The organism is Pseudomonas sp. MPFS (assembly GCF_022537035.1).
In the GTDB taxonomy this organism is placed as follows: Bacteria; Pseudomonadota; Gammaproteobacteria; order Pseudomonadales; family Pseudomonadaceae; genus Aquipseudomonas; species Aquipseudomonas sessilinigenes.
This window is the reverse complement of record NZ_CP066123.1, coordinates 5,406,218-5,428,100: the sequence shown is the minus strand read 5'-3', so window position 1 is coordinate 5,428,100 and position 21,883 is coordinate 5,406,218. Positions and strand designations below refer to the sequence as shown.

Annotated in this window: 26 protein-coding genes and 4 pseudogenes; 2 read left to right on the top strand and 28 right to left on the bottom strand. The window is 53.7% G+C overall.

The window, feature by feature from the left end; translation table 11 throughout:
• Positions 1-137 precede the first annotated feature (137 nt).
• From I9018_RS24865 to I9018_RS24845, 5 genes and pseudogenes are all read right to left on the bottom strand, one after another.
• Complete coding sequence (locus tag I9018_RS24865; RefSeq protein ID WP_241107774.1) at positions 138-644, bottom strand: integrating conjugative element protein; 507 nt, start codon at positions 642-644, stop codon at positions 138-140.
• Positions 641-1,192: a transglycosylase SLT domain-containing protein gene (locus I9018_RS24860; protein ID WP_241107773.1), complete on the bottom strand. Its 552-nt coding sequence runs from the start codon at positions 1,190-1,192 to the stop codon at positions 641-643. The genes I9018_RS24865 and I9018_RS24860 overlap by 4 nt, the downstream gene beginning before the upstream one ends.
• Positions 1,177-1,920, bottom strand: a complete 744-nt coding sequence (locus I9018_RS24855) for a TIGR03759 family integrating conjugative element protein (protein ID WP_241107772.1) — start codon at positions 1,918-1,920, stop codon at positions 1,177-1,179. Before I9018_RS24855 ends, I9018_RS24860 begins: the two co-directional genes overlap by 16 nt.
• 13 nt (positions 1,921-1,933) lie before the next feature.
• Positions 1,934-2,629: a methyl-accepting chemotaxis protein gene (locus I9018_RS24850; RefSeq protein WP_241107771.1), complete on the bottom strand. Its 696-nt coding sequence runs from the start codon at positions 2,627-2,629 to the stop codon at positions 1,934-1,936.
• Between the two features lie 109 nt (positions 2,630-2,738).
• A pseudogene (locus tag I9018_RS24845) lies at positions 2,739-2,867 on the bottom strand (DUF4113 domain-containing protein); the annotation flags it as partial.
• A gap of 56 nt (positions 2,868-2,923) precedes the next feature.
• Between I9018_RS24845 and I9018_RS24840 the strand changes: the two are divergent.
• Positions 2,924-3,142, top strand: a pseudogene (locus I9018_RS24840) (transposase); the annotation flags it as partial.
• 298 nt (positions 3,143-3,440) lie between these two features.
• Here the strand turns inward: I9018_RS24840 and I9018_RS24835 are convergent.
• Both I9018_RS24835 and I9018_RS24830 read right to left on the bottom strand, forming a co-directional pair.
• Entirely contained in the window at positions 3,441-3,827 is a 387-nt protein-coding gene (locus I9018_RS24835) for a hypothetical protein (RefSeq protein WP_241107770.1), read from the bottom strand.
• 17 nt (positions 3,828-3,844) lie between these two features.
• Positions 3,845-4,231 carry a hypothetical protein gene (locus tag I9018_RS24830; protein ID WP_241107769.1) on the bottom strand — a complete coding sequence of 129 codons (387 nt, stop codon included), beginning with the start codon at positions 4,229-4,231 and terminating at the stop codon, positions 3,845-3,847.
• A 129-nt stretch (positions 4,232-4,360) separates the two neighbouring features.
• Between I9018_RS24830 and I9018_RS24825 the strand changes: the two are divergent.
• Positions 4,361-4,693: pseudogene (locus I9018_RS24825) on the top strand (SOS response-associated peptidase family protein); the annotation flags it as partial.
• 108 nt (positions 4,694-4,801) lie between these two features.
• On the opposite strand, the gene I9018_RS24820 reads toward I9018_RS24825, so the two are convergent.
• From I9018_RS24820 to I9018_RS24720, 21 genes and pseudogenes are all read right to left on the bottom strand, one after another.
• Complete coding sequence (locus tag I9018_RS24820; protein WP_241107768.1) at positions 4,802-5,173, bottom strand: hypothetical protein; 372 nt, start codon at positions 5,171-5,173, stop codon at positions 4,802-4,804.
• Positions 5,174-5,305: 132 nt separating this feature from the next.
• A pseudogene (locus I9018_RS24815) lies at positions 5,306-6,079 on the bottom strand (helicase-related protein); the annotation flags it as partial.
• Between the two features lie 63 nt (positions 6,080-6,142).
• Positions 6,143-6,790: a transporter substrate-binding domain-containing protein gene (locus I9018_RS24810; RefSeq protein WP_241107766.1), complete on the bottom strand. Its 648-nt coding sequence runs from the start codon at positions 6,788-6,790 to the stop codon at positions 6,143-6,145.
• Positions 6,783-8,045: an ATP-grasp domain-containing protein gene (locus tag I9018_RS24805; protein WP_241107765.1), complete on the bottom strand. Its 1,263-nt coding sequence runs from the start codon at positions 8,043-8,045 to the stop codon at positions 6,783-6,785. Before I9018_RS24805 ends, I9018_RS24810 begins: the two co-directional genes overlap by 8 nt.
• On the bottom strand, positions 8,038-8,946 hold the full coding sequence (locus I9018_RS24800) for a hypothetical protein (protein ID WP_241107764.1): 909 nt from the start codon (positions 8,944-8,946) through the stop codon (positions 8,038-8,040). Before I9018_RS24800 ends, I9018_RS24805 begins: the two co-directional genes overlap by 8 nt.
• A gap of 86 nt (positions 8,947-9,032) precedes the next feature.
• Positions 9,033-9,650, bottom strand: coding sequence for a LysE family transporter (locus I9018_RS24795; protein WP_241107763.1), 618 nt, complete (start codon positions 9,648-9,650; stop codon positions 9,033-9,035).
• 1 nt (position 9,651) lies between these two features.
• Entirely contained in the window at positions 9,652-9,822 is a 171-nt protein-coding gene (locus tag I9018_RS24790) for a rubredoxin (protein ID WP_241107333.1), read from the bottom strand.
• A 51-nt stretch (positions 9,823-9,873) separates the two neighbouring features.
• Complete coding sequence (locus I9018_RS24785) at positions 9,874-10,773, bottom strand: iron-containing redox enzyme family protein (RefSeq protein ID WP_241107762.1); 900 nt, start codon at positions 10,771-10,773, stop codon at positions 9,874-9,876.
• A gap of 376 nt (positions 10,774-11,149) precedes the next feature.
• The gene (locus tag I9018_RS24780; protein WP_241107761.1) at positions 11,150-13,393 is read right to left on the bottom strand and encodes an SNF2-related protein; all 2,244 of its coding nucleotides are present in this window, start codon (positions 13,391-13,393) and stop codon (positions 11,150-11,152) included.
• A 91-nt stretch (positions 13,394-13,484) separates the two neighbouring features.
• Entirely contained in the window at positions 13,485-14,924 is a 1,440-nt protein-coding gene (locus I9018_RS24775; protein ID WP_241107760.1) for a DUF6094 domain-containing protein, read from the bottom strand.
• A 23-nt stretch (positions 14,925-14,947) separates the two neighbouring features.
• The gene (locus tag I9018_RS24770; RefSeq protein WP_241107759.1) at positions 14,948-15,550 is read right to left on the bottom strand and encodes a hypothetical protein; all 603 of its coding nucleotides are present in this window, start codon (positions 15,548-15,550) and stop codon (positions 14,948-14,950) included.
• Between the two features lie 70 nt (positions 15,551-15,620).
• On the bottom strand, positions 15,621-15,875 hold the full coding sequence (locus tag I9018_RS24765) for a hypothetical protein (protein ID WP_085597450.1): 255 nt from the start codon (positions 15,873-15,875) through the stop codon (positions 15,621-15,623).
• A 78-nt stretch (positions 15,876-15,953) separates the two neighbouring features.
• Positions 15,954-16,241, bottom strand: a complete 288-nt coding sequence (locus I9018_RS24760; RefSeq protein ID WP_241107758.1) for a hypothetical protein — start codon at positions 16,239-16,241, stop codon at positions 15,954-15,956.
• Entirely contained in the window at positions 16,238-16,843 is a 606-nt protein-coding gene (locus I9018_RS24755) for a DUF3275 family protein (protein ID WP_241107757.1), read from the bottom strand. Before I9018_RS24755 ends, I9018_RS24760 begins: the two co-directional genes overlap by 4 nt.
• 67 nt (positions 16,844-16,910) lie before the next feature.
• Positions 16,911-17,624 carry an ABC transporter substrate-binding protein gene (locus I9018_RS24750; protein ID WP_241107756.1) on the bottom strand — a complete coding sequence of 238 codons (714 nt, stop codon included), beginning with the start codon at positions 17,622-17,624 and terminating at the stop codon, positions 16,911-16,913.
• A gap of 1,061 nt (positions 17,625-18,685) precedes the next feature.
• The gene (locus tag I9018_RS24745) at positions 18,686-19,030 is read right to left on the bottom strand and encodes a hypothetical protein (RefSeq protein WP_241107755.1); all 345 of its coding nucleotides are present in this window, start codon (positions 19,028-19,030) and stop codon (positions 18,686-18,688) included.
• A gap of 113 nt (positions 19,031-19,143) precedes the next feature.
• Positions 19,144-19,362, bottom strand: coding sequence for a hypothetical protein (locus I9018_RS24740; RefSeq protein WP_241107754.1), 219 nt, complete (start codon positions 19,360-19,362; stop codon positions 19,144-19,146).
• Between the two features lie 56 nt (positions 19,363-19,418).
• Positions 19,419-19,568, bottom strand: coding sequence for a hypothetical protein (locus I9018_RS24735; RefSeq protein WP_241107753.1), 150 nt, complete (start codon positions 19,566-19,568; stop codon positions 19,419-19,421).
• A 64-nt stretch (positions 19,569-19,632) separates the two neighbouring features.
• Positions 19,633-20,109, bottom strand: coding sequence for an STY4534 family ICE replication protein (locus I9018_RS24730; protein ID WP_241107752.1), 477 nt, complete (start codon positions 20,107-20,109; stop codon positions 19,633-19,635).
• Between the two features lie 465 nt (positions 20,110-20,574).
• Positions 20,575-20,751, bottom strand: a complete 177-nt coding sequence (locus I9018_RS24725; protein WP_164487294.1) for a hypothetical protein — start codon at positions 20,749-20,751, stop codon at positions 20,575-20,577.
• Between the two features lie 66 nt (positions 20,752-20,817).
• Positions 20,818-21,162, bottom strand: a complete 345-nt coding sequence (locus I9018_RS24720) for a hypothetical protein (protein WP_241107751.1) — start codon at positions 21,160-21,162, stop codon at positions 20,818-20,820.
• Between the last annotated feature and the right edge of the window lie 721 nt (positions 21,163-21,883).

Sequence of the window (21,883 nt, the reverse complement as noted above, 5' to 3'; positions counted from 1 at the left end):
AAACGCCAGTGACCTTGCCCCCGTATAGCTCGCTCACATGCCTGACCTGGTCAATCAGCTCTTCTCGGCCCGGGCGACTAAGGGGGTGGCTGATGACTACCGTGAAGACTGCTGACGGTCCCTGCATGCACCACCTCTTACTGCTGTCGAATGGTTGTTGAGGTGATCAGTACCGGGTAATGCTTCAGCCCTAGCCGGTTGGCGATATCGCTTGCAGGTGTTGGCTCAAGTTGTAATCCGGGCGCCAAACGCCTGATCTCGTCGATCCGAGCGGCGGAGGTGACGTTGACTACTAGCCCCACTGCTTGCAGTTGCTGCAGTTGCTGCAGGTGCTGTGTCAGCCATGCTCGTGACATCGGGTCGTCACCGATGAGAAAAAGCGGTTGCAGGCCAGGGGCATTGATTGTCCTGCCTACTACCGACCCTGGCGTCATCTCTGGAGTTTTGACGGGATAGGCTCCACCGCTTAGGAGTCCTTTGATTGGGGGAGGACCCGACTCTGGTGCCAGGTTGAGGTCCTGGTAGTAGGGCAGGGCTGAAACCCCACCGTTGTCCTGGACAACTATGAGTTTGGAACTAGCTTGCACCGTGCCTGCTGCAAGCATTGCAAGCAGGACCGGAGCTGCCTTCAGAAAACTCGTCATTGATTGTTCACCAAGAAGTTTATGCCTGTGACACGGCTTAGGTGGCGAGCGAAATCTGCTCTGTATTTGGCTGCAGGCGCGCCACCGGCAGGGCGGTGGTAGCGACCCGCCGCGTCAAACCAGTTGCCACCCTTGGCTTTGTGTTCAGCCAGAATTTCTGCGGTGACATTCAGGTTCTTGTAAGGGTCGAGCCCTTCGCACGGGGAGCTATAGCGATGGCCGTTAGCGTGGATGTTCGTCTGACCAAGGCCTACGTCGACTCTCGATGGACCAGTAGTTGCGATAGCAATATTCAGCGCCCTGCATGCATCGATCCTGGTAGCGAATCGGTAGCCGGTACCGGCCACATTCAGCGTCCAAGGCCAAGGCACAATCTGTCCTCGAAGTTTGGTACCGCTCTCTTGCAGCGCAACGGAATACAGCACCACGGCTGGTACTCCGTGGGCGATCGCAATCGCCTTGTAAGCTGGTGGAGGATCCTCAGCGGCCATTGCCTGGCTGCACAGCAGCACCAGGATCCAGCAGGTCCTCATTACTGACGGCGCCATTGTCCATTCACCTGTTTTACTGCCGCTGGGAGTTCACCGCCCAGGCCAAGGCCGAGCCATCGACCTTGGTCATGGTTGAGGGTGATTCGTCGGCTCTTGACGTTGACCGGGTCGACGCCAGCGAGAATTGCCCATCGCCGGATGCGCTCGTCATCGCCCTGGCTGCCGACGAAGTAGAGGTCGAAAGGTGTCTGCGACGCTTGTAGCTTCTTCACTTCGTCGATGCACACAACGCAGTTGTCTTTCACGAAGATCGCCAGGCGGCCGTCTCCCTGCAGCAACGGTGAGCTGTTTGCTGTTGGATTGGTCGGGGTTGCCGAGGAGATCTCGATCGCTTTCTCGCTCGGGTACAGCCTCCTGTATGCTTCATCGTAAGCGCGCTGATACGACAACTCTTTTTCTACACGCTGCCTCTCGGTCTTAACTTGCAGCTCCGCATAACGCCGGCGTTCCTCATCAGAGCGTGCTTCGATACCCAGGGCAGTCAGTGGGTCCAGCCCCGGCGAGTACACCCCCCGCGGCCCCTGCATCACATCCTGGTACCGCTCGTACTCCTGGGTGGATATCCCCCATGCATTTGCAGCCTTGTCCTGGAGCCTTCTCTGTGATGATTCGCCTTCGGCGGTGAAGTGGAGCTGTGAAGCCTGGCCTGCAGATACCGGTGCTGCTGCGGCGTAAGCCGTGGGGATCAGGTAGCAGGCGAGGGTGCAGAGAATCTTTAGATTCATGGGTAGTTAATTCCTATGGCTGAAGGCTCAATGTTCTTGTTGATCCGGATGCGTCGAATGTCGCAGTTATTTCGTTGAGCGCCTTCAGCCGCCATTGAGTTCCCGCAACAACGTCTCCAGGTCGAACCAGGTAAATCTGGCTCAGCCGTGTACTTCCTGAAGGAGCAATAGATAGGAACTTCTCTCCCCCCCTGTACTCGATGCCGAACATCTGGAAGGGAGGGGGCTCAGGTGGGGCGGGAGGTGCCTTGGCTTTAGCGGCCGGTTTGGGCTTAGCAGGCTTGGATGGGGAGGGTGTTGCAGATGATTTCTCAGGCTTGCTCAGTCGTTGGACTGTTCCACTCAATGACTCCACATCGGCCTTGATCACCAGGAGCTCGCTGGAGTTTGCAGCTGAATGGGCGACATCAGTGGCAAGGTCGTGCGCACGCTTTGCATAGTCTTGAGCAACGTCGACCCGGTTTGAGATCGCCTTCTGCGCTGCAGAGAAGTCCTCTTGCGTGACTAAAGGTTTACCCGCGATAGCATCCAGGCGATCATCACTTTTACTCATTCTCGAGAGCAGCGCATCGAGCTTGGCTTTCTCCGCAGCCCCTTCCAGCGAGCCTCGCAATACCGAGAGTTGATACTGTTGAAGGCCCAAGGCTGTGAGTAGGGCGATGGCCCCCAGGCTGGTGAGCAGTGTTTTCTTTGTCAGGCGCAGTTTCATGGGAGTCCTCTCGAAGCTGAGAACACCCTCGCCGAACAGCTGATTCAGCGCATTAGAAAATGATTAGTTGAATAGGCTCTCATTTTTAGAGGTCGACGGGCGGAAGGCTTCAATGACAGTGAACCGTCCAGAGTTGCTCTAGTCGTGTGGTATAGCTGCGGCTCATCATCTCTCTGCGCATGCCCCAGGCAGGTTCTGCTGGCACGCTGGCAGATCGGAGAGAGCCTCGACCCCATCGATCGCTAGGGATTCTCCGATCAAGTCAGCACAGGTCATCTGAGCAAATGCGGCGTGCTCTACAAAGCTAGATGCAAGATCGAGAGGGTCAAAGCGCAGGCGCGAGCGAAGGTCGAACATCCATTCCGTGTGATCAAGCGCCAATTTGGCTATGTGAAAACCCGCTTCCGTGGCTTGGCCAAGAACACGGCACAACTGACCACGCTATTTGCCCTGTCGAATCTGTGGATGGTACGCCGGCAATTATTGCCTGCCACGGGAGAGGTGCGCCCGTGAGAGCAGAAACCAGGGCTGAGCCTTGGTTTTCCAATAATCAGCGGCTGAAAATCGGGCTTTTCGGCATCTCCAAGCCGTCCACTTCCGGCTGACGGGCAACTTTTTCGGAGTTTCCTTAACTGTGTCATATCTAACCTCTATCGGCGCACCGATTATCGGCCATATGCGTGCTGGATCAGCATTAAGATGTATGCTGCAAGACTAAATCATTGAGGATACTGGCGCCTGTAACATCGATGAACAGCAACTGTGACTTAAGAAAACTCTCCCCCGTAGACACAAAGGTCTTGAAACACGTTTATTCAGTCTCGAACACTTCAATGAGTGATGCCAAGACATAACAGTTACTGAATCGTCTGATTGCATCCAGCGTGAAAGGTACATCATCAAACCCACCGGTAAACGCTACGCAGTAACCATGGTTACCAGCATGTAAAAATTTCACTTCATGAGTGATCGAACACCTCTTGGCGTCGCCAAAGTCGGACCTAACTTCACCTACCCCACTAAGAAAGACATTGACTACTCGCCATGCTTCCTTGGCCAACGCATAGTTTCTTCCCAAGAGCGAGATTTTTATCCTTACACCGTCCGCCCCAGAGAAATCATAACCAAAGAATCTTACCTGCCCGCCCTTAAAGTCACGGTAATCTTCAAACAGTTTAATCACATCCTTGAACACCATCACCCGCCCTCCAAACGTCAACCCAAAAACTCAAGTGCTTCAACACTACGGCCCACAGCATAGCAATTACTGTATTTACGAATGACCGCAGGCGATATCGGAAGCATCCCAAAATCACAATTCACCTCGACACACCACTCCCCCTCAAACCTCAGGAGTTTTACCTTGGACTGGATATTTGTAAATTGAGTCGGATCGAAAATCGAGCGCGATTCAAGAACATCAATTATCATAACATCCACCCGGCGCCATACATTTCCATCCAACTCATGGTTTCGAGCATAGAGTTCAATTCGGACATTCAGTTTCCCATCATCGGAAAACTGATATTCAAATGCCCTCATCACCCCATCATCGAAACCATAGTAATCGTCAAATATTTTCTCAACCTGTACCTGCTCCATAGATCTCCGTTATTTTTGCGATGGTTTCGTACCGGGTGGAATCACAGTCCACTCCTTGGGTACATCTTCCGGTGGCACATGAATAGCCGAGAGGCCATGCCCACTGTTAATGTTCCCTGGCGGCGAAATACGTTTGGTCTGATTCCCTCCTGGAGCAAGGACAACAAGATCGTCCGATACACCTACAACGCAAGATCCGAAACCGTTGCTGAAAAGCCATCGTTTCGCAACGCCTGGCGCCGCGGCCAACATTGCATCATCCCTGCGGTAGCGATTTACGAACCGGACTGGCGTACAGGGAAGGCAATTGCTACACGGATCTGTCGGGCTGACGGCGAAATAATGGGAATTGCGGGTCTGTGGGAGCAATGGCAGAACCCAGATATGGGAGAGGTCACGCACAGTTATACGATGCTCACGGTCAATGCGGATGAGCATGCGTTCATGCGCAACTATCACCGTAGTCTGTAACTTGGGGTACGCGGGATAGTTCAGATTGAGTAATGTTTATTTGACTCTGATAAGAGTCAATCTGCACCATCAAAATGTTAATTCTTAAACTTTTCTCATCTATTCTACTTTGAGCTGATGCAGTTTTTGCGAACTTTTCTTGATGTTTTCTGAGTCTCGAAGAGCAGTGCGTTTTTCCGTGAGCTCAATTTTTTGTATGTAATATGCTTTTACCAAAAAATATAAAGCGAGAGTTGGCACGATTGGGTTAATGATTCCACCTATGTAGTCTCCAAAAGTACCAAGGTTGTCGGGTGCCCAAGGGGTGAACCAAGGGGTGAAGTCGGCGGTGAAGTTTAAAATGTATATTAAAGTACAAGAAATGAATATTGATATTGGAAGAAGCCGTGGCCATTTAGATTCGACTAACTTCTGTGGCTTTTGCAGTGTATTCGGAGCGTTTTTAGTGTCATCCTTGCTATTGGTGTCCATGTTGGTTTATCGCTCCTTCTAGAAAGTTTCTGATTTGGATTTATATTCCAAATCCGGCCCACAATGCCGATTTAGAAAATTAGATCTATAACTTCTTGTGGCAAATAAAAAGCCACCCGAAGGTGGCTTATATTATGCAGCAATGAGTTGTCTGGCCAGTGCCATTTCAACCGAATCTCTATCTTGGTTCAGTGAGTCCAATCCTGATTCCGGCACATCCCCTGACGTGCTTTGAGCTACTGCGATCTTCTTGGCCATAAGCTGCAGGCAGGTAATCTGCGAGCTGCCGGCATAGCCCAAAAAAATCACACGCACTGGATGTTTCTGCCCGATACGCCAGGACCGTCGTGCTGCTTGCTGCAGGGTGTAAACGTTGTACCCCGTCTGCAGAAACACGATGGTTGGAAAGTCAAGCAGGTCCAGCCCAGTCTTGACCAGCTCCGGGTTGGTGATCAGCACATCGATGCCACGGTCGACCTGATCGAGGATCCAGTCTTCACGGCGCGAGGTGTCAATGCTGGCCCGCAGTACCGCCACCTTGAGACCGGCCTGCTCGAGGACCTTCTTCAGCTTGGACGTTGTGTCGCGTGTCTCGCTGTAGACGGTGTAGGCGAGGACCTTGCGGCCTTTCGTTTTCTCCTCGATGCAAAGGCTTAACAAAGCCTGCTCCTTCGGCATCAGTTGCTCGTCGTTGAAAATCGCCGGCACGAAGGCCAGGGTATCGCGAGTGCGGGGGTGATTGACGATCTCCGATCGGAAGCAGCAGTCTGGCCAGGCCAGCAGCCCGTTGAGGACAACGCCCAGAAGTGTTGTGTCTCGCCGTGCAAGGGCTTGTCTAAGCTCCGCTGTTAGCTTGGAGGCCAGGCTCTGGTAGGCGAATGCCTGACTAGGTGCCATTGGTACGTTGTAGTGGTTAACTAATCCCGGACACGACGTTAAGTTTTTTCTCGGCCTGTCTCTACAACGCACCTAATCCTGCAGATGGCTGGTCAGGTGTGCCCGCAGGGCAGTGTTAATCCAGTCTCTCAGTTCCGGGTAAGGCTTGCCGACCGCCACTGCAGAACCATTACCGAATATTTCCGGGCAGATTATCGGCTCTCCTAGAATTCGGATTTTCTCCCGTTTGCCTTGACCATGGAGCCAATGTTGGGCCGCATTTAATTCAGACACGACTACGTCGACTGTTGCACTTTCGAGCGCATTAAGCAGCTCGACTGAGTTATTGAAAAGGCGGATATTCGCTCCTGGGAAGGATGCCCGCGCGTAGCGCTCATGGTTGGATCCCGCTAGCACCGCCAAGGAGCAGCGCCCCAGTTCGATACTTTCCAGATCGACACCTTCCCATCCCATCAGCGTCTCTGGGGAGTCGAAATAGGCGTCGCTGAAAAGGAACTCTTGCTGCCGCTCTTCCGTTGCCGAGAGGCTTGAGAAGATTGCAGCAACTTTACCAAGCCGCAACTGATTAAACATGTCACCCCAAGAAACTGAGACGATCTCGAATTCCAGCCTGGCCTCATAGAGCAACGAGGTGATGAACTCGTACTCAGTCCCACGCCACACACCGGCTGACAGTTCCGTGTAGGGGGGGTTGTCGGGGTCGCAACCAATCCTAAACATCTACTTCCTCCACAGCTTCCTCGTACATCTGCACTTCCAATTCCCTGAGGCGAACGTAGTCTGCTTGGAACACTTCGGCCGACTCATGGGACAGGTAGATGATTCCCGGGCAGGTATCCATGTCAATTGTCCGTTTGATGGAAGTTCCAGACATTGGCAGTCCCTGGTCCGCTGCATAACTCGGTAGAGCCCTGATCGCTGACGAGAACCTAGAGTCCGACACTCGAAGGTTTCGTGGGGACACAAGCATCGCCGCCAATACCGGCTTCCGAACCTGGTAAGGTGTACTTGAATAGCAGGCAAAGCCATTCGGGTCCGCGTAGCACAGCGCAGTGAGCGTCACATGGCTATGATTGAGGGCTGAAAGAACCACGGAGTCGCAGATGGATCCCTGCATGCGGGCCCCCACCTCTATGAGCACGGGACCGCGTCCTTCGACAAGCATGATCTCTAAGTGGGCAGGACCGTTCTGAATCTCGAGAGCGTCGAGAGCGGAGCCGGCATAACGACCGAGAACAGTGGATTCTGTAGATGCGGACTCGAGCAGCTCCTCGTAGCATCCAACTGCGCACGCCCCGGGTACGTCAAGACGAACGTCCTTCCACACCTCGGAGACGTAGTGGCTCCCCTGAAGGCTGACTGTGTTGACTATGTACTGCTCGCCAACCAATCTTTCCTGCACGATAAGCAGCGTATTGACTGTCCCCATTGCATTTTCCCTACCGAGTAGGGAGGCGAAGGCCGCGCGGAGCTCATTTGGCGAATGGCAAAAGGTGACTCCATCAGATCCCGCGCTGTCGAGGGGCTTCACTACGCAAGGCCATGCACAGTGCCGATCACACCATGTGATCGCCTCTGCAGCCAAAGCCGTTCGCAGCGACCGGATATGCTCAACGCCGGCGTCCTTTAGGGCTGCCTGCATGAGGAACTTATCTCGTCGGGCGCTGGACATAGGCGTTCCATTCGAAGGCAGCTTGAGGACCTCCGATAGCGCGTCGGCGAGAGGGACGCCCGACTCGCAGCCGGCTATTACAAACGACGGCGAGAGCTTCCCGATGTCCTCAGCCAGCTTGGCCACATCTCCCCAGTACACGAAGTTTCCGGCGAAGTCCTCCGGCACGAAGGACGGCGCGTCAAAAATCAGGATAGGGTCCCTGGACTGGACGTGGAAACATTCGACTCCGTAGGCCGAGAACTCCCTAGCGAGTTTGTTTCCGGTTGAGTACGCATCAACGATGACTCCAAGTCTACGCATGGCGGGCACCAAAGAAGGAGTGATAGATCTGGACTAGCGACAAGCCGATGACCAGTACGACGCCCACAATGGCTGGAGTAGATGGGGTAAGGGCGGAATGCGTGAACTGAAATGCGAGGACAAAGGCCGGTGCTGTGGCGAGCACAATTTCGAAAAGTACCGGCTCAATGTGCTTAAGACTTCTCTGCAGGAGGAGCGTTGCAGGAATGACACCGAGAAACGCGAGAGAGGCTCCGCTCATAAGTTCTTCAGTTGACACTGAGAAAGCTCCCCTCACAAGCGCGCCCGTGAACGCCAAGCCAGTCAGCAAATAGAACCTCCGCGCGAGCAGTTCGGAACCTGAGACCTTACGGTCATAACAGGCCTTCATAGATACGGTCATGAACGCATCCGAGAATGCCGCTGCCACGGCTAAGAAGATTCCCCAAAGAACTAGGCCATTCGCTCCTTTCCCTGCATCTGAGGCGATTGTCGCCCAAGACAAGAATGCAGTGATTGCGAGTGCAGCCAAGCATATAGCGATGTCGCGAAGGGAAGCCGGCGAACTCGGGCGCAGTCGGCGGTTTACGAGGTAAGTGAATATTGGGCAGAGGGAGGTTGCAATAGCCGCGGCGAGGGCTGGGGGGATGAGCCAGATTGAAAGGAACAACGCCCCCCAGCTTCCGGCGGTCCAGAGGTTAAGCGAGATGACCGTCCTCCATCGCAGCCGGGATTCACCTCCACTTATCCTGAAACACACCTCGAAAGTCGCGATGACAATCAAGAAAGCGATGAAAGTCAGGAAAAATACGTCTAGCTTCCGGAATGCAACGGCGCGGTATACATCCTGCCAGCCGGTGAGCATGTTATGCGCGAACAGTAGGCAAAGCCCGACGACCAAGGAGCGGTGTTCAACTAGCATAGGCCCCTCTCTTGAGGTCGATAGTCGGGTGCATGGAGGTTAAGTTTTTAAATTTAAAAATCTGTATTTTTTTGGTATGGAAAATATTAAGAGGAATACTGTTTCCATAAAAAAACAGCCTCGGCGAAGCCGAACATCGTGATACCCAAGCCACTGAAAATCCCAAGAATTCTGATATGGCTATTGTTGGCGATTAATGATTTTAATATGGTGCCGCCCAATGCATACAAACATTGAATCAATAAGCTGCCTGAAAACAAACTAAGGCACGAGATCACAAGGGAAACTGTTGTTCGTTCGTCAATTTGAGTTGCAAATGCTGAAATGGCCAGAATAGTTAATGGATTCGAAATTGTTAACATAAGTGTGGCTGTAAAACCAATATTTTTTGATGAGCCGCCACCATCAGTCTTGGTCTTGAACTCGCCATATATTATGTACAGTCCGAATAGAATTAAAATTAGCGCGGAAGCTGTGCTCAGGAATTTTTGATGGCTGGATAAAAATCCTACTATTAAGCTTGCACCTGCAAACGCGAAGGCGCTAAATAAAAGATCGCCAAACGCAGCCCCTAACGCACTTTTTATTGCAACGGCTCTGCCATGCTGAATACCGTTTCGAATGATTATTAATGCTATCGGTCCTACGGCAATGGAAAGTGTAATACCAAAGAAAAAAGCTTTGAGGGCACTTGCGGGTAGCACGTCAGAGCGTCCGTTCTGAGAAGTTTTTCTTCTTTGCTCGGCAGTGGGGGCATTTAAAGTCTTCAGGCAGGTCTTCCCACTGTGTCCCTGGAACTATCCCTTCTGTCTCCTCGCCTTGTTCTTCCGAATAAACATAATGGCAGAAATTGCACTCATATTCTTTGCTAACCATGATTACTCTCCATGTAAAAGGGCGCGGGCGAGGCCTGCGCCCTTGGCGCAATTACTGAATACTGTGACTCAGCTTACGATTCAAGGCGGCGAACATGCGTTCGAAGCCATCCATGAATGCCATGGCTCCGCGTAATGCCTGTTTGCCAATGCGCTCGTCACGATTCAGGAACGAGACCAAAACGTCCCGCCCAGTGGAGACATGCATCGGTTCAACCTCGCAGTGTACGGCGAAGAAGGCCAGAACCGGGTCGTCCTCATCTTTAAGCCCATATTCATTGGCGTACTTCTGGAAGCCAGCCAAGAAATATTGGAACTCACGGGATGACGTCATCTCGGATGCGAGATGGAATCCCAGTGCCTCACCGAGTTGATCAGAACGATAGAGACGATGCGTTGCATCGCCCATGGCGACCCCTTCAGGCAAGACGAAAACTGGATTGTGCAGGTCTTGATGACTCAGCCCAAGATGTTCAGTCAGCTCCCGGAACATTTGGTGATGAGTAGGTAGCATGTGTCGCTGATGTTGGTGCAGTCCGAACTCGTCAACAGATGCGTAGAGCACGTATGCAGCTTTTGCAGTTGCGTTCCAGGTGTCTTCGGCCAGTAACTCGTCAGTAATACGAGCAGCCAGAGCAATGATGCCAGAGGGAACGTCTTTGAAAAATGCCCAAACTGTCCCAAAGAAAGTTGCCAAGCCTTCATGATCAAGCGGTCGGCTGGCCAGAATCTCGCCAAAACGATCAAGCTCTTTGATGGCATTATGGCGAACCACCGCCGACGCGATTTCAGTGTAAATAATATCGCTTTGACCGTGGTCTCGTGCGACTTCGTTTTCACGAAGAGTGAACGCCTGTTGAATCTCCAAGGCTACTACCTCAACATATATATTGAAATTGAGGCCAATCTTGAATGACGTGGGCGCGTCTTGAGATACCTTCTCCCTGGTCATCCAGATACTTCTGGCTCGGCTCCATGCTGCGAGATGTTTTTATACCTCCCTTCAATGTCTGTCAACATAATATCGAAGGTCAGCGAGTAACTATCTAGTTCTGAATACAGAACCGCCTCTTAGCAGGAATTCATTAATAGTCAAGAAAACAAGCGCAATTTTATGATCCTGCTATTAAATCAACGTAACCAGTTCAACTTCGGCGTGAGAGTTCATGTCTGTGACGATCATTCGAACGGTCCATAAGCGGTTCCGGTACTATTTGTAGTGAAACTCGTTCTCATTTTCGTGCTGCTGCTCCCGAAAAGAGAGAGTAATTAGCATTTAAAATTTAAATTTTCGAATGGATAAAAAAGCCACCCGAAGGTGGCTTAACTTATGCAGCAATTAGTTGTCTGGCCAGGGCCATTTCAACCGAGTCTCCATCTTGATTTAAAGAGTCTAATCCTGATTCCGGCACATCCCCTGACGTGCTTTGAGCTACTGCGATCTTCTTGGCCATAAGCTGCAGGCAGGTAATCTGCGAGCTGCCCGCATAGCCCAAAAAAAACACGCGCACTGGATGTTTCTGCCCGATACGCCAGGACCGTCGGGCTGCTTGCTGCAGGGTGTAGATGTTGTACCCCGTCTGCAGAAACACGATGGTTGGAAAATCAAGCAGGTCCAGCCCGGTCTTGACCAGCTCCGGATTGGTGATCAGCACATCGATGCCACGGTCGACCTGATCGAGGATCCAGTCTTCACGGCGAGAGGTGTCAACGCTGGCCCGCAGTACCGCCACCTTGAGACCGGCCTGCTCGAGGACCTTCTTCAGCCTGGACGTTGTGTCGCGTGTCCCGCTGTAGACGGTGTAGGCGAGAACCTTGCGGCCTTTCGCTTTCTCCTCGATGCAAAGGCTTAACAAAGCCTGCTCCTTGGGCATCAGCTGCTCGTCGTTGAAAATCGCCGGCACGAAGGCCAGGGTATCGCGAGTGCGTGGGTGCTTGACCATCTCCGATCGGAAGCAGCAGTCTGGCCAGGCCAGCAGCACATTGAGGACAACGCCCAGAAGGGTGGTGTCTCGCCGTGCAAGGGCTTGCCTAAGCTCCGCTGTCAGCTTGGAGGCCAGGCTCTGGTAGGCGGATGCCTGACCAGGTGCCATTGGTACGTCGATAAACTCCTCGTTGTAGGTAGGTAGGATGTTCCCACCGATCTCTTTCAGCTTGAGGAACACGGTGAAGGGCAGTACGAAGCGGTGGATGCCTTTCGGGCCGAAGCCCGGGGCTTTCACTGTTCGAACTGAGAGCTTCTTGCCTTTGGCTGTCTTGTGCGAATCTCCATCGCGCTCGGTATAGATGTCTTTCAGGACCCCGTGATCGCGCATGAACGCCATAGCCGCGGGCGCCATGCTGCCACGGGCGTTTGGCCGATAGCCGTCCTCGATCATTCGGCGGGTCAGAATACGGAACAGAAGGTAGAACAGGTCGTCGGCGTAGCCGCCCATGAGCGTCCCGGTCAACAGCACGGTTTTGCGTGCTTTTGCCGCGAGAACACCCATAGCTTGGCCCTGGGCCGAACCGCTGTTCTTGTACTCATGCCCCTCATCGACAACCAGTAGGTCGAAGAACCCATCTGGTAGGTAGCGCTTGATGAACTCTGTTGGTTGATAGCCGCCTTCGCCGAACCCGAATTCGATGTTGGCCATCGCTCGCTCCATGCGCTTGGCCTGGCGATCGCTGAAGATGAAGTTGCCCTTGGTGTCCATTAGGTTGATGAACTCGGAAACGTTGTCCACCAACATCGAGGCCAGAAAGTCTTCGCCAAAGTCGTTGAGTAGCCGCTCTGCCCGGACTGGGCCGATCGTGGGTATACGGCACATCGATTTCAAAATCGTTGAGCGCCGGTCGCCGCCATCTGCTTTACCCGGGCGCATGAGTGTCCAGAGAGCCGCATTGCAGGCGTTGCAGTTGCGGCGGCGATCACCTCGTTCGAACTCGTCCACGGTAACCAGGTTGCCCTCCATGTCCTCGAGGACCTGGCCGCAATCTGGGCAAGCAGCGAGTCGCTGTCCGCCGGCAGCGCGCCTTTTAGAGCAGGCGAGCCGCCAGTGAAACCCCATGCGCATCCGCACGCGACCGAGGATGAAGAACTCCTGGCGACCGTCATAGGTTTGCCCCAACTGATCACGCAGCTTGAGCAGCTTGATCAGCGTATCGGGGCCATTCAATACCCACACACGGGCATCTGGGATGGTCTCTAGGATCTCACGGCGCCATTTGTAGACCAGGTGAGGTGGGGAAATGACGAGAGTTCGACGATAGCCTGCTGAGTGCATAACGGCTGCAACAGCGATGGCCATCATTGTTTTCCCGGTACCCATCTCGGCGTTGATGATCGCGGCCTGCTCATTGCGATCGAGTAGCAGTGCTGCAATGGCTTGGACGACATCAGCCTGGGCCGCAAACGGCTTGCGCTTGAGGTTGTCCATTACTGCCTGGCGCTGTTCGTGAGCAATCCCGGTGTAAACAGGAGGGTTGGAGCGGTTCAACGACTCAAGGAGTTCATCACCAAATTCATCGATGAAATCGGTGAGGTTGATGTTCAGGGGGGAAGTAGCCAGTGGCTGAGTTAAAGCGTTCATGTGCATCTCCTGCAGGTGGAAAGCAGGGCATGCACGACCCCTACGGGTATTGGCATACCCTGCGGGTTGGTTTGGGAGTTATGGACGGGGTTTAGTAATCGCTGGGGAGCAGCAAAGTTGTGTAACTGCGATCCGCTTCGGTGATGATCCAGAGCTTGGTTTCACCGCCGGCATCGATGTCATAGCTGGAGAACAGCCTGTCACCGTGTATCAGCGCGTTCTTGTTCGAAGCCCGGTCTTCATCGCATTGCTTCCCCCAGTCGCCGGACAGATGACGCCTGAGGAATTGGGTAGGGTCGAGGTGTTCAGTTTCAACCAGGTGGCTGAGAGTGGAGGTCATTACGATCCGACCCGGATTGAAGAGCGGTCCTGCTGCTCGTTCCTCAGGCACAGATGCTTCGTCATTGGTCCCTGCCGAAGAGCTGATGGTCAGCACTCGGCCAAGATTCACTGACGAAGGCGTCATGTCCCACGCTCGGATGATTGGGATAAATCGATCGGTGAGGATCCTGACCTCTGTGACGTTGCCTTTCTCATCCTCGGTGAATTCGGTTTTGCGCACCTTGTCCTTGTAGGTGTCACCCTTCACGACCAAGGTACGCCTAGACTTCGAGCGTACAACGCCTGAGATTGCGCCGGCCGCTAGGGCTAGTGCCAGGTGCCAGCGCGAGAGTTCACGGACTGGCGGCCTGAGTTGTAGGCCGATTTGCCCGAAGTGCAGGTTGAAATCAGGCCAAAGGCCTCGCAGTCGCTGTATCTCGGATGCGAACTGCGTAGGCTCCAAGGTGACACGGTAGAAGTGTTCCAGCTCGTTTGTAGCTGATGGGATCAGGTACGGTTCCCATGGCCATGAGGCCGGTATTAGTTCCGCCTGTTCCTGACCTGCGCCGATTGCCTGCAGTTGAGACTTCACCTGGTTAACGTGAGTTCTGGCCAGGTCCTGCCGGCGCACTCGGATGCCGAAGATCACTACCTGCTTGAATGTGGGGTCCGCAGCGCTGTAAATGCGCAGGCTGGCAAAGTGGTTGCTGAGCCATCCTGATAGTTCGTCGTCAAGCACATAGTGCGGAACGATCAACACCATCACCCCACCGTACTGCAGGAGGGGAAGACAGCGCTGGTAGAACGCTTTTTCCAGACGCCGCCGGCCGCTGCCCTGGTACTGCGAGGCACCGGAGTGATCCGCGACCAGGTCGCCGTAGGGTGGGTTGAGCCAGAGCAAGCCGAACGACTGCCGGCTGATCAGGGTGTCGAAGAGATCGCTGTGCAGCACTCGATCGAGAAGGCCTCGAGCATGGTCTGCGCGCTCGGCATCGTATTCGACGGCGAATGCGTGGACCTGGTCGCGACCGAGCAGATGAGCTGCTTCAGCCAGCGCAACACCTTCACCGCCACAGGGGTCGAAGATCCTCATTTTTCCGGATTGAGCTTGAACAAGCGCCTGCAGAGAGCGCTCGAGGGTGACTTCGTCGGTTGGATAGTAGCCATTGCGAGCAAAGTTTCGTGCAAGGCGGGGAAACATTAGGGCCATGATGGTTCCTTGAGTGAGAGAGCTCAGGCCTGCGCCTGAGCTTCGGTTGTTAAGTGACCTTGGCGAATGAGGTCGCCAAGGTGCGGCTCGAGGACGTCGAGCTGGAGAGCAAGCCGCCAGGCGCTGACGTTGCCGATCGAGCCAGGTAGAGCCGTCAGCATCTGCTGCTGGGTGAGGACGTCCATCACCGGCTCACGCCAGTGTGGGAGTAGGGGAAGCGGGCATGTCTCCATGACCAGCGGCCACAGTCGAAGCAGGGGATCCTGGTCACGCTCCAGGAGCGCAAAGGCAAAGTGATTGGCCTGGTCGGGCGCCGAGGCGCGTCGATCGAAAAGCCAGAGGTGCAACATGCTGCCGAATAAGGTCCCGCGGAACTGCCGCGTTGTGCGCTTTTCAAGCATGTCCTGGTTGGGAAATACGGGAATGCTTCGAGCGTCCATGAGGATGTGAAACTGGTCGAGACCATTTTCATCCCGTCCGAGCGTGAGCCTGGCCAGGAACTCCTGCAGTGCGGTGTCGCGGCCCCAGGCCGACATGAAGACTAGATTACGCTGCTCATCGCAGACGCAAGCATCGACATACAGGTCAGGGCATTCCTCAATCTGATACAGCGTAGTGGAACGCATGTTTGCCTCCAGACAGGAGGCGCACTCCCAAGGGGCGTGAACGCCCCCTGGGGTGAGTGGTGGTAGAGGTTTACCGGAATGTTCCGGTGCTTGGGTCGAACGCGGTTGCAGTTGTCTGTCGAAGCGGTCCTTGCCCCTGATGAAAAATCTGAATCAGGTATTGGCTACGCAGCTCTACAGCAGCTTCGGCCTGTTCTAAGGACAAGCCGAGTTCTTCGATGAAAAAGTCGACCAATTCCTCGTTTGTTGCCGAGTCGTTGTTGGACAACTCTTCTTCAACATTTGAAAGGGCTTGTTCGCTCAGATTGCTGAACAGTGGATTCATTGGGGTGCTCCTGGTTGAAATGAGGAGCCCCCTGAGGAGCCCCCTGAGGAGGCCCCTCAGGGGGTGGTTGAACAGCGATTAAAGGCAGATACGGTTGAGCTGGATGCTGCGATCAAGCCGCTGCAGTAGCCGAAGTGTTGTTTCTTGAGCAAAAACTGAGTCTTGGTATTCCTGCCTCACAGCCCTCTCAGGAGAAGATCTGTGTACACGCTGGCGAAGTGCTTCAATGGCTGGTTCGACCAACGAGCGGTCGAGCAATGAAGCTTTGAAGAGATCAGCAATATCGTCGATCTCGACCTCTCGAAGAGCACAGGTAATGGTCAAAAGGAGACCACTGAACTCGGGGTGGTTGAAGATTGGATTCATGCTGCTTTCCTGTTCCAGGTTTGGGTTTTGAAATCCATGGAGTAACCGAGCTGTTCCATCCGGGAGCATTGGGCTCGTAGACGCTTTCGGTCGACAGTGGTGTCGAGCTTCACTGTTTCTGTCAGAGGCCAAACAGTGCCGAACAACTCCGCATCGGCTGCTGTATCGATTGTTGCCGCTGGAGTTTTGGGCTCCATTCCGAATGGTTCATCCGACGCGAGAGCGCTGTTGGACGTTTTTTGAGTCGCGGGCTCAGAAACCGGTGGGGACGCAAGGGGTGTCGCCGTTTCCTCCTCCAACGGATCGGGAACGTTCGTCGACAGTTGCTCCTCATCTTCTTCGCTGAGTGTCGTTACGTCATTGAGGGTCATCCCTTCGAGTTCGGCCCTGATCTCCACGACCAGCCGCCCACCATGTGAGTAGTACGAAGGGCGGATCTGCTTGATAGCAAAATCGCCCTGGTACTTACCCTCCTGGTATTGATCAAGCAGGGCATCCTTGATGGTGAACTCACCGATTGACGTAGCAAGACGCCCAACGTTGAAGAGGCCAAGCCGGCCGGAGACAGTACGAATGGCCAGTTGGCCTTTGATAGTGATCATAGGGGCTCCCCGAAATGCCAGAGGAGCACCTGCGGGTGCTCCCGCGAGGGTGGTTTGAGAAAAGAACCTAGAAGACCGGCAATCCTTCTAATCGGCAGCCGTTGGGGTCGATGATCAGGACTCGAACATCAGCTTGCCCTGCCAAAGTGAGTACACGAATGAACTCCTCGGGAAAACCTTCTTCTGCCTGTTGGGCCTGCAGTGTTGAAAGACCGAAACCCTCAATTGCATTCAGGTGTTTGTCCGTCCAGGGAGTGCCGATTAGTTTGAAGCCAACAGCATCGCTATCTGGAAGGGCAAAGCACTCGAACATGAGTTGAGTCGTATCTGCGTGTTCTACCAGGTGTTGAAGTTCATCCCATTCCTCATCAGGCAAATGGGCAGATGTAACCTCGAAAACTCGGCTGTAAAAGCCGGTTTCGAAGGACAACTGGTTGATCAGTACCTGTGCAACTTCAGCAGATCCCAAATCACAGATCTGCTGTGAGGTGCCATTGTTTTCTCCGTGCAATGAGTAAACCACGGTATGGATAAAGCCCTGGTTCGTCAGGGCTTCGGTTTCGGGTGAGGACGGGCCGTTAATGGCAGCAGCATGAGTATCGTTGTACACGCACTCTTTACCGATAAGTTGCCAGTCTTGGAGCGATTCCTGATGGCTGATGAGTGATCTATAACAAGGCTCATAGACCTCGCCAGCTACGTCAGGGGTGATCATCAGTTCACGGGTAAGGAGGAAGTTTTGGTAACCACGGAAGAAGGGGTTTGATCGGGAGTGGGTCATGAGACGTCCTCTAAGGGAGGAGTCGCCCAGAGGGCGGCCCCTCTGGGTGGTGTGAAGTGAAAGGCAAGCTGTTGGTTCAGACTTGCTGGAGCTCGATTGAGATGTATGGCGACTCCCCTGCTGGGAAGTTGACTTGCAGCGAAAGCGGGATCCAGTCGCGTGTGCGTCCAGAACTCCGTTTTGCATAAACCCCGAATGAGATCGGAGGGGTGTGCTGGTGCAGCTTTAGCTCTTGCCACGCAGCTTGAACAACGCTTGCTAGGCGCTGGCTCATTTCAGCAACCCGTAATGGGTTTTTTAGGTAAACCGCACGCATCCAAGCGGCGTTGTCCAGTATTACAGGGTAGGTGTGATAGGCGACTTGTGATGCAGAGGAAGGTGACATGCGAGGTCTCCATGGAGCGAGGCCTCGTCCGCGAGGATGAGATCCTCGCAGGTAGGTAAAGTTGAAACACTCCATCGACCAACTGGCCGATGCGATCGCGCTACCGAGTGCTATGCGATCTTTGGTTTGGGTTAACGCAGTGCGCCGGAGCCTTAAACCCTGGCTCCTTTGGAGGCGCTGTCGACGACAGCGAACCAATCCGGAATGGGTGGCGCGACGAGATCGTCGTGCCAGGTGACGCGGTGATGCAGAGGATCAGTCATGGATGGGGCAAGGATCGCCAAGGGAATTTGCGCAAAGAGAGCAGCGAGCTATTTCTGCGCCATAAGTGGCAGACTCCCAGCCTAGTACCCAAGCGTTCTTGAGGTCAGGCACCGACGTTAGTAAAACGGGGGGCAGGTGACTGCCGATCCGGTACGAGCTATGGCCTAGGGCTTCCGCATCAATCAGCGCTTGCCGGAGATCCTCTTCGGATCCGACAAGGACAGCTTTTTCGTAATCGGTACGGGCATTCAGTGCAAGAGTAAAAGCCTGAGTGTTTTGATGCATGGTGATTCTCCTGAGAAAGAAGGTCACCAGCCCGAAGGTTGATGATCCCGTCGGGTGATGCAGTGAATGTGAGCTAGCTCTTGAGAATTACACCTAAGAGCTGATGTTGGAACAGTGAGCGTTAGCGTCAGAACGGCATGCCTTCGTAAATATTGTCCATCAACGCAAGAGCGGCCTTTTTTGCAAGGAGGTGGTGCTGGTTGTCCAGCTTGATACCTTGCTGTGCAGCTACTCGCTTGAACAACTCATCATGAGGAAACTGATAGGACGCCGCTTGCTTATGCAATGAGTTGAGCAGGTGAGCCTCGTACAGCTCGAAGTACAGGCCACAAGCATGCATTGCCTCTTCCTGGGATTCCTCAATCTGCTCGGCAAATCGCTGCTCGAGGATGTCGAGACGTAGAAATGAACTCGAGACAAACGGGTTAGTGACGAAAACTTGACCGGCGAAGATCTGAGTGGCTTGAGGCATGGTGATTCTCCTGAGAAAGAGGGTCACCAGCCCAACGGGCGATGAGCCCGTAGAGGGTATTGATAAGTTAACCGGCCAGCTTATAACCGACCTTGGACGGTACCGGGATTTTCCTACCGCGGTGGAAGCACATTGTTCAGACCATCGCGCAAGCAGAGAGCCTGGTCCTCGTAACGGTTGGAGCGTTGCAGAACTTGTCCGCAAGCATTGGTGAGCTGCCAATAGCAGTCGCCTGATTCAAGTTCGTCCACCAAAAGCTCAAGCAGTTGGGTGTCTACTTGCACGCTGTAAGACAGCTCAAAGCCATCTACCTCGTTCTCTTCGATATGCATGGGTTATTCCTTAGTTAAGAAAGAATGCTTCGATGATGGGAAATAGAAGCGAGGAGTTAAGCGATAAATGAATGCTCTTGTGCCTCGTTTTTATTGTGAAAGTAATGACCTACAAGGCCAGTCAGAGAGAAGCTCATCAGCACCAGGTCTCCGAGAACTACGCTGGCGGCTAAAGCGATGAGGTTTAACTTGAACATTGTGTTCATGGACAATTCCTTTTGTAAGAACAAAGGCGCCTGAGGCGGCGCCTTGATTTGAAGTTGCCGAGAGTTATGCGGCGTTTTGTTGAGCATCTCCAGAGACATCGGAATCAGCAGCGTCTTTGGGTTCGGCTTCGTGGACGGTTTCACTATCGTCTTTGGGTTTGGCTTCGTAGACGGTTTCACCGTCGACTTTAATCCAACCCAAAAAGAGCAACCGGCCTTTGAGGCTTGCAACAGACTGACCCTTTTTTTCACCCTTATCGTAAGTGAACGAGTCTGCCCAGATATCACCGATGCGGAAAGACACAAGGACTTTCTTACCAGCTTCGACCGCTTCTATGCAGCGGCGGACGAGTTTGGTTGCTTCGGTACCAACGACATTGCAGTCGATGTAAGAATACTCGACAGCATCGCTGGCTCCATGAAGAGCGGCGATGGTTGTAGCGATGAAGGGGTTGCCTTTGCGTGGCGTTACTTCGCGGATACGGTTCAGGTAGCCGATGCCAGTGGTGTGCAGGTCAAAGTATTTAGTGTCATTGCTCATGGTGAATCTCCAATTTCGGTTGAAAGCGGAGAAACACTTCGCCCATGGGGGAAAGTATTCCCCGCGAGGGTTAGAGCTCGGGATGGTGGGTACGCTGATGTAGCTTAGTTTGGCTGCTTCCATCAGTCATTGCTGACTGATCGATCGCGCTTCCGGAAGCTTGGCGATCTTGGGTTAATCAACACCTGTGAAGGTGGGCAGTCTTTCAGATCATGACTGCTCGGGCTTGGGTTACTGACGACGTCAGCAGCACACGCCTACAAGAATGGAAACGGACTATTCGCTTGTCAAGCCCCCAGAAAGAAAAAGCCCTCCAGGTGGAGGGCTTGGTCTGAGAATTAATGGGCACGAAGCAATTTTTGGCACTTACGTTTTACGTTCGGCCAGTCGGCCCACACAGCCATGCTTACGCAAACAAGCAGCAGGCCAGTCAGCATGATGAGGCCAAAGGTTGTCTGGCTCATGTCAGTCCTCCGGAGTGAGGCAAATGCCTGTGATCCAGATTACAACACCTACAACAAGCGCGAAAGCCGTTAGCAGGCGATGATCACTGAGGAAGATACCTACGATGCCAGCGGCGACGGAGGTGGTGCCGATCTTGCGAAGGTCATCTGCAATCACAGCTCTTTTTTTGTTGACCATAGCTTTCCTTAGATCGCCAGGCCTTCACCCTGCCAGGTGAGGTGCCTGGCAAGAGGGGGAGTGGATTTACAGCGGTGCTACTGGGGCTATGAGTTCATCCAGGGAGCCAAGGAGCGGCTTTTTAGGATTCGCCGGTTTACGCGTACGACGTTTCGCCGGGGCAGCAGGCTTGGTATTGCTATCAAACCACTGATTTAGGTCCACGCCGCGGCGAGCGAGCGTAGGCACACGACTGAGCTCCTCCCAGTCATTGCGAGTATCAAATGCAGCTGACACGACGGTAGCTGTGGGTATGGAGTGGACAAATTCAGCTTGTGAGGGACGTTTCAGCGCACTAAGGAACACTCTGGTGAGAGTGCCGAGCGCATAGCCAATACGGAAGTAAGACGACGGTGAAGGCATATCATTCATAGTGCTTCTCCTGCGGTTGAAATGCGGAGAAACACTGACCCTGATGGGGAGTGAATTCCCCGCTGGGTGTGTTTTGAATGGGCTGTAAGAAAAGGCAGAGAAACACTATGCCCGGCAGGGACGTGGTTCCCTGCAGGATTTGCGGAAGGGGCTTCTATCGACTGCGGTCGATTGATCGTACTACCAGAAGCTGAACGACCTTTGGGCATGTTGCTGACGACGTCAGCAGATCACGTCCTAATAATCGGAGTGGGAGCAGGTTGTGTCAAGCGGGGGGAGATATGGAGGGCAGATGGGGAAATGGGGAAGACCGGCTGGAGCCGCCGTTGGAAGCGGGTCCAGCCGTGTCTAGAAAAAAGGTTGAAGGAGCCACCTGTGTTGGAATCGTCGATCCCTGGGCATTGATCGCCTCGATTCTCTCCACCTGACCATTTTCGTGGCTTTGGCCAGCAAACGTGGGGCACGCATCCGCGCACAAAAGGAGCCCAGCTTTTCGCCGGCGGGCCACCGGCAGTGAAGAACTACACCCAATTGGGTAGCCTCATCACCCTGATGCAAGGCAATGAGGCTACCCAAATAGGGAAAAAAGGATGGGCCACTTTACCAAAGTGGCCCTTCGATTAGATATGCACCGAACCCTTTCAAACTCTATGTGCCTGTGAACTCGATCACGAGTTAGACGGCTGCGCGACTAGGAGAGCAGGGAGACACAGGGAGAGTT